General features: G+C 43.3%; 5 protein-coding genes. 2 read left to right on the forward strand and 3 right to left on the reverse strand.

Annotated features, from left to right (window positions below; genetic code table 11):
• Positions 1–250 precede the first annotated feature (250 nt).
• Positions 251–1597, forward strand: coding sequence for a bifunctional hydroxymethylpyrimidine kinase/phosphomethylpyrimidine kinase (gene thiD, locus PHF18_RS09650; RefSeq protein ID WP_300101786.1), 1347 nt, complete (start codon positions 251–253; stop codon positions 1595–1597).
• Between the two features lie 187 nt (positions 1598–1784).
• The gene (locus tag PHF18_RS09655) at positions 1785–3083 is read left to right on the forward strand and encodes a TrpB-like pyridoxal phosphate-dependent enzyme (protein WP_300101789.1); all 1299 of its coding nucleotides are present in this window, start codon (positions 1785–1787) and stop codon (positions 3081–3083) included.
• A gap of 355 nt (positions 3084–3438) precedes the next feature.
• On the opposite strand, the gene PHF18_RS09660 is transcribed toward PHF18_RS09655, so the two are convergent.
• From PHF18_RS09660 to hisD, 3 genes are all read right to left on the reverse strand, one after another.
• Positions 3439–3846, reverse strand: a complete 408-nt coding sequence (locus PHF18_RS09660; RefSeq protein ID WP_300101792.1) for a DUF1699 family protein — start codon at positions 3844–3846, stop codon at positions 3439–3441.
• A gap of 602 nt (positions 3847–4448) precedes the next feature.
• Entirely contained in the window at positions 4449–4862 is a 414-nt protein-coding gene (locus tag PHF18_RS09665; RefSeq protein WP_300101795.1) for a DUF1699 family protein, read from the reverse strand.
• Positions 4863–4984: 122 nt separating this feature from the next.
• Positions 4985–6286: a histidinol dehydrogenase gene (gene hisD / locus PHF18_RS09670; RefSeq protein WP_300101798.1), complete on the reverse strand. Its 1302-nt coding sequence runs from the start codon at positions 6284–6286 to the stop codon at positions 4985–4987.
• Positions 6287–7039 lie beyond the last annotated feature (753 nt).

Consider the following 7039-nt stretch of genomic DNA (forward strand, 5'->3'; position numbering starts at 1 on the left):
CCTATAAAAAACAATTCTTAGTGAACTTGCAGAAACCTTATTTGAACCAGTTTTTAGAAAGACCGTTTATTCAAAGGCCAGCTGCCCAGAAATCTCCTCTGCAGTATAGAAATCCCTACAAAATTATACAGATCACCCATAGAATAAAATAAAAATTCCTTTTCCTGAGAGAAGGAAAAGAAAGTTCTGGAAAAAACAAGTATATGCCCGTATATTAAACATATAAAGAAGATATAAAAAGAGGAATACAATGACAGAAAAGCCCTCAGTGCCAAAACCCCCTATTGTGATGACTATTGCAGGCTCAGATTCAGGAGGAGGAGCCGGAATTGCTGCTGACCTGAAGACTTTTGCTGCATTTGGAGTTCACGGTACCTGCGCCATAACTTCCGTAACTGCCCAGAATACTACAGGGGTCCTTAAGACCTTTGACCTTGCCCCTGAAGCTGTTGCAAGCCAGATCGAAGCTGTCTGTACGGATATGAATATTAAATGGGCAAAGAGCGGGATGCTTGCCTCATCGGAAATCGTAAAAGAGGTTGCAAAGCAGGTAAAAAAGTACGGGCTTTCCCTGGTTATCGACCCTGTAATGGCTGCTGAAGCCGGAGGAGACCTCCTGCGAAAAGAAGCGTTTTCAGTTCTAATCGAAGAACTGCTGCCCCTCTGTAAGGTTACGACTCCAAATGCCTCTGAGGCAGGCGCACTTGCAGGAATTCCCGTCAAAACCCACGAGGATGCAAAACTTGCAGCAAGAAAAATTGCAGACCTTGGAGTTGAAGCCGTAATTGTTACAGGAGGGCACCTTGACGCGACTGACCTTCTCTATGAATCCGTTTCCGATACCTTTACCCGCATCCCCGGAACCTTTGTCAGAGGAGGGACCCACGGGTCGGGCTGCACCTACTCTGCAGCAATGACTGCCTGCCTTGCCTGCGAGGACAACCTGGAAACCGCTGCCAGAAAGGCAAAGGAATTTGTGGTTCAGGCAATCCAGAGCAGTCTGCCTGTGGGCAGGGGAGCAGGTCCTGTAAATCCCCTCGGAAAGACCCTTGAGGATAAAGAGCGCTACCTTGCCCTGAAGGATGTAAAAAAAGCGGTTTTGATCCTTACGGACAGCCCTGAGTTTGCAAAACTCATTCCTGAGGCTGGCTGTAACATAGGGAGGGCAATTCCGGGTGCCAGAAGTTATGAGGATATTGCAGCTGTGGAAGGCAGGATCGTGAGATACAGGGGAAGGGCAAATCCTGTTGGGTGTGTTGACTTTGGAGCCAGCAGGCACGTAGCAAGGGTAGTTTTTGCAGCTCTTTGTGAGAATCCTGAAATCAAAGCTGCCATGAATCTAAAATATTCAGAAGAAATCCTTGAAGCCTGCAGGGAAATGGGGCTTGGGATCGCCTCTTTTGACAGGGCCGAAGAGCCCGAAGGTGTCAGCACCCTGGACTGGGGCACTTCTGAGGCAATAAAAGAATACGGAGGAGTGCCTGAAGTAATCTATGATGAAGGGGGAGTGGGAAAAGAACCTGTGGTCAGGCTCCTCGGTCCGGATGCGTCAGAGCTTGCAAAACTTGCAGTGGAACTTGCCAGAAGAATTAAATAATAACCGTAAAATAATAACCGATGGAAAAGCCGGTACAAGTTTTCTTTTTTTATTTCCGCAATTCCAATGGTTATTCTAATTTTTGCAAGGTATAAAGAGAGGTTTTGTAAGCCATACCTGCAAAACAGACAACATTTATATACATCAAAGTACGATTTTGTGCAGAATCGATGTGAAGGAGATTTCCATGGAACAGACAAAGATTATCCTTGATGAAAATGAGATGCCGAAGAAATGGTACAATGTCCTTTCCGACCTTCCCACTCCAATTGATCCGCCTCTGGACCCGAGAACCTGGCAGCCCATAAGCCCGGAAGCCCTTGAGCCTATTTTCTCAAAGGAACTGATCAGGCAGGAGATGAGCAGCGATCGGTATATTGACATTCCCGAGGAAGTGCTTGATATTTACAGGCTCTGGAGACCAAGCCCCCTATTCAGAGCCCACAGGCTGGAGAAAGTTCTCAAGACCCCTGCAAAGATCTATTATAAGTACGAAGGAGTTAGCCCTGCAGGCAGCCACAAAACAAATACCTCCATTGCCCAGGCTTACTACAATATGAAAGAAGGTACCGAGAGGCTCACAACCGAGACAGGGGCAGGGCAGTGGGGAAGTGCACTTTCTCTTGCCTGCAATTACTTCGGCCTCGAATGCAAGGTCTATATGGTCCGTTCCAGTTTCTACCAGAAACCTTACAGAAAATCCCTTATGACGCTCTGGGGAGGAAATGTAGTGCCTTCCCCAAGCCCGGATACGGAGTTCGGAAGAAAGATCCTGCAGGAGCAGCCTGACACCCCCGGAAGCCTCGGTATTGCAATCAGTGAGGCTGTAGAGGATGCCGTAGCCCGTGAGGACACAAAGTATACCCTTGGAAGTGTGCTTAACCACGTTGTGCTTCACCAGACCGTTATCGGCGCAGAGTGCAAAAAACAGCTCGAGCAGGTAGAAGAATACCCTGATGTGGTTATCGGATGCTGCGGCGGAGGAAGCAACCTGGGAGGAATCGGGCTTGAGTTCATAAAAGACAGGCTTGAAGGAAAACACAACGCAAGAGTAGTCGCAGTTGAACCCTCAGCCTGCCCTTCCCTGACGAAAGGAGAATACAGGTACGACTTCGGAGACACTGCCGAGATGACCCCACTCCTTAAGATGTACACCCTCGGCCACAAGCATATGCCTCCTGCTATCCATGCCGGAGGACTCCGCTACCACGGCGACTCACCAATCATAAGTAAACTCTGTGCTGAAGGACTTATAGAAGCTGTTTCATATGATCAATATGATGTTTTTGACGCAGCCGTACAGTTTGCCAGAACAGAAGGAATAGTGCCTGCACCTGAATCCGCCCACGCTATCCGCTGTGCAATTGATGAAGCCCTCGCAGCCAAACAGACAGGGGAAGAAAAGACCATTCTCTTCAACCTGAGCGGGCACGGGCACTTTGACATGGCGTCCTATGACAAATATTTCAGCAGGGAACTTGTCTAAAATAACAGGGATAATAAAGAGCATACGCTGAAAAACACACACAAAAAATAAAGCCTGAAATGTACATGCTGACATAGACAGACAGATGTACAGGCTAAAACCTGAAGATTAAAGGGTATAGAATAGGATAAGGATACTTTTCAGGTATCCTCTATTTTTTAGATTAACTTTCCAGATAATGTTTTTTTTTAAAAATGTTTTTTACTCAGATCTTTCCTTGCACTGTGTTACATGTATGCTGATACCTTTCTGATTCATCATACGGTTCATATTCAGATTTGCTGTTGTTATTTAGATACTGATTTTAATCAGCTACTGTATTCACACTCCCTGGCTGAACTTTCAATAGAGCTTGCTACTCAAACTGCTTTCTGTTCAGGATGTAAAGAATCATCTTTGGGCTAAGTTTGCTTTCCTTCGTCATTTTTGCTGCAATATTCTCTCCTGGAATTCCTTCCGCTTTCATATTTCTTATTTTAGTGATTACTGAAGGAGGGACGGTATAATACTCATTTATGTCCTTTCTGTGGCCCCATACGTCTCCTTCAATCAGCTGGACTTTTTGCATTCCCAGAAACATCTCCATAGACTTCGAAATAGTCTTTTGATATGATTTCGGAAGCTGGACTACTTCGAGCCTCGGACAGATTTCAACAAGCAAGAAAACATCTTTATTTGAAGGCCTGAACGCAAAGTGAATTACCTTTTCGTTCGGGTTTAAGGAGAGAATTTCATCTCTAGAACTAACAATTCTTATTTTCATACAATTCCCCCGACCCTATAAAACTTAAGAATCAATAAATTAGTTATACTACAATACTTAAATATTTTTCTATGTTATACTCGTAAATTTTGTTTTGCTAACAAAAGTGTATTTGAAAAAAGCTGATATAGAAAAGCAAAAATAAAATATTCATAAAAAAAATACAGAATTTAAAACCTGAAAGTTAGCATAAGTTTTTTATACAGTTTTTTAAATATAAAAAAGAAGTTTTGTAGAAATTAATCATTTTCTATGGAATAAATCCAGGCTGAAACTCTTTGACCGTTGAGTCCGTCTGTTAAACGGTTTTAAAGGAGGAAGTGTGGTCTCCGTTACATTTCGATGAAAAAAGAGCACCGAATTTGAAAATTAAGGAAAAAATTGAGAAAACTATAGACCAATTAGAGCAAAGTTTATAATTGATGAGAGTTTCCTCCCGGTAACCCCTTCTGAAAATAAGTATGGAAATATATGGAAAACTTTTTAAGACAGGGTCTTAAAAAGTTGACTGCCCCCTTCAGTTAAGTTCTCCTTCACAGAAACAGAATAAAAAACCTATTTGCCTGGAAAGTTATGGTTGAAAGGGCAGATGAATCCAGGCTTCAGGACAATTCCAGGTTTCTTTTGCTCAGGATATAGAGAATCATGTCCGAATTCAGCTTACTTTCCCTTGAAAGCTTTTCGGCAATAATCTCATTGGAGAAACGGTCGGCTTTTAATTCCTGAATTTTCTCCATAATATTCTGAGAAACGTTATAGTACTCGTTTATGTCTTTCCGGTGCCCCCATACGTCCCCTTCAAGAAGATTGATCTTCTGCATTTCCAGAAACATCTCTATTGACTTTGAAACAGTCCTTCTGTAAGATTTAGGAAGCTGTATGGCTTCAATTTTAGGACAGGTTTCGGCAAGCATGAATACATCCCTGTTAGACGGCCTGAAAGCAAGGTGGATAACCTTCTCATTCGGATTTAGGGTAGGAATTTCCTCCCGTGAACTAACCACTCTGATTTTCATATTGATCCCCACTCTCCTTAGTTAAGAATTAAAGACTTATTTAAAAATAAATCTTTATTTATTTAAATATCAAATTTTGTTTACGCATTTACATTTTATATACATATCGACTGGCAGAAATATTATTTAGAGGGTTTGTACCCGAACCGAGTTCTAATAGCATCAGCATGTGCCTGCAGACCTTCTTCCTCAGCTAATGCGATTATAGTTTCTTTCAGACTTTCGAGCCCACTCTTACTGATTTTCTGGATACTGGAATATTTAAGAAAGTGGTTGATATTCAGACCGGAATAAATCCTGGCATATCCTGCCGTGGGAAGCACGTGATTGGTACCGGAGGCATAGTCCCCAACCGGAACAGGAGCATAGTTCCCTATAAAAATAGATCCGGCATTTTTTATCCTGTCAAGTACAAAATCGGAATCTTCTACCATAATTTCCAGGTGCTCAGGAGCAAATTTATTGCTGAAGTCAATTCCCTGCTCAAGAGAATCTGAAGTCAGAACTGCCGCATTTTCAAGAGAAGCTTTCACAATCTCGCTTCTTGCAGTATTTTCAGCCTGAACAAGTACCTCTTTTTGTACCGCTTCTGCAAGAGTTCCGGAAGTTGTCACAAGCACCGAAACAGCACTCGGGTCGTGTTCTGCCTGGGCTATGATATCTGAGGCAACCATGACAGCATCGGCAGAATCGTCTGCTAGAATAAGAACTTCGCTGGGACCCGCTGGAAAGTCAATCTCGGCAACATCCCTTACCTGCATCTTGGCAGCTGTTACAAAAACATTACCAGGACCGACGATTTTGTCCACCTTAGGGACAGTTTCGGTTCCGTAAGCCATTGCCCCTATTGCCTGCACACCTCCAAGCTTGAAGACCTTATCTGCCCCTGAAACTTTCGCAGCAGCAAGCGTTAGAGGGTGTACAGAGCCGTCGGCCCTCGGAGGAGTGCATACAATAACCTGCTCAACTCCTGCAACCCTGGCAGGGATTACTGTCATCAGCACTGTTGAAGGATAGGAAGCTCTCCCTCCCGGAGCATAGGCACCCACACTTTCAAGAGGCGTTGCCTTCTGCCCCAGGACAACCCCGGGCTGAAGTTCCATAAACCAGGTAGTCTCAGGCATCTGGGCTTTGTGGAAAGCCATGATGTTTGCAGCTGCGGTTTTAAGGTGTCCCATAAGTTCAGGACCGATACCTGACAGAGCTTCTTCAAACTCGGCCTCACTTACCTCAAAATCGGCAAGCTCAACTTTATCAAACTTCTTTGTATACTCCCTGAGTGCAGAATCTCCCCTCGTGCGCACATCAGAAAGTACGGAGGAAACAGTTTCCCCTACATCTGCAAGCCCGGACCCCCGGGAAAGTAATTTCTGCATTTCAGCTTCCGAAACATCAGACAATTTTTTGAATAACATTGTGACCATCTCTGAGATTACCTGGTAAAACCTGATCCAATTGATCCGATAAGTTTGGTATAAACTCTGTATAAACGATATAATCTGATATAATCTGCTTTCATTAAATCCCTGATCTCATTTAATATTTTACCCCAGGCTCAGATCTAAAAGAGCTGAAAAGTGAGAATTCTACTCTGCACAACCATATTCACTATACTGAGTCGTTCCTGTCCCGCCCGAATTGCGATTCGGGAGCCCACGGTCCTTTTCGCTGCGCTCAAGAGGACTACTTTTTGGTTTTTAGTAGTGAGCTTTGCTCAAGCGGGTTAAATTACGATTTCTTTGACCCGTACAAACTTATTCGGCATATCGTGTCGTTCCTGTCACGCTCGACGCAGGAGAGCGGCTTCCAGACAAAAAAAGAGACGAAAGAAGAGTAAATAAAAACCAAAAGTAAAAACTATCAGGAAAGCCACAAAAACGAACAAATCAAATTCTGCCTGAAAAAGACTTTTTGTGAGCCTTTTATTCATTCGGCAGATATTCATCAGACTTTCCGCATATTTCGGATTATTATTCATGCTTCATTGGTTAAGCGTTAGAAAACCATTCCCACATGTGGTTTTATATTAATAATTAAATAAGATCCTGAGCCCTGCTTTCGGCAGGTAAACATATAAATTAATATTATTAATTTTATATCTCTTTCGTGGTCTTCCCATGGCAGAGAAAAACAGCAGTAGAAGAGTTGAATCTTCGTTAAAACGTACAAGGTTCTTA

The sequence above is a fragment of the Methanosarcina sp. genome (assembly GCF_028693135.1).
Classification (GTDB): domain Archaea; phylum Halobacteriota; class Methanosarcinia; order Methanosarcinales; family Methanosarcinaceae; genus Methanosarcina.

Coding starts and splice junctions, on each gene's coding strand:
- thiD (WP_300101786.1), top strand. CDS start 251: ATGACAGAAAAGCCCTCAGTGCCAAAACCCCCTATTGTGATGACTATT.
- PHF18_RS09655 (WP_300101789.1), top strand. CDS start 1,785: ATGGAACAGACAAAGATTATCCTTGATGAAAATGAGATGCCGAAGAAA.
- PHF18_RS09660 (WP_300101792.1), bottom strand. CDS start 3,846: ATGAAAATAAGAATTGTTAGTTCTAGAGATGAAATTCTCTCCTTAAAC.
- PHF18_RS09665 (WP_300101795.1), bottom strand. CDS start 4,862: ATGAAAATCAGAGTGGTTAGTTCACGGGAGGAAATTCCTACCCTAAAT.
- hisD (WP_300101798.1), bottom strand. CDS start 6,286: ATGGTCACAATGTTATTCAAAAAATTGTCTGATGTTTCGGAAGCTGAA.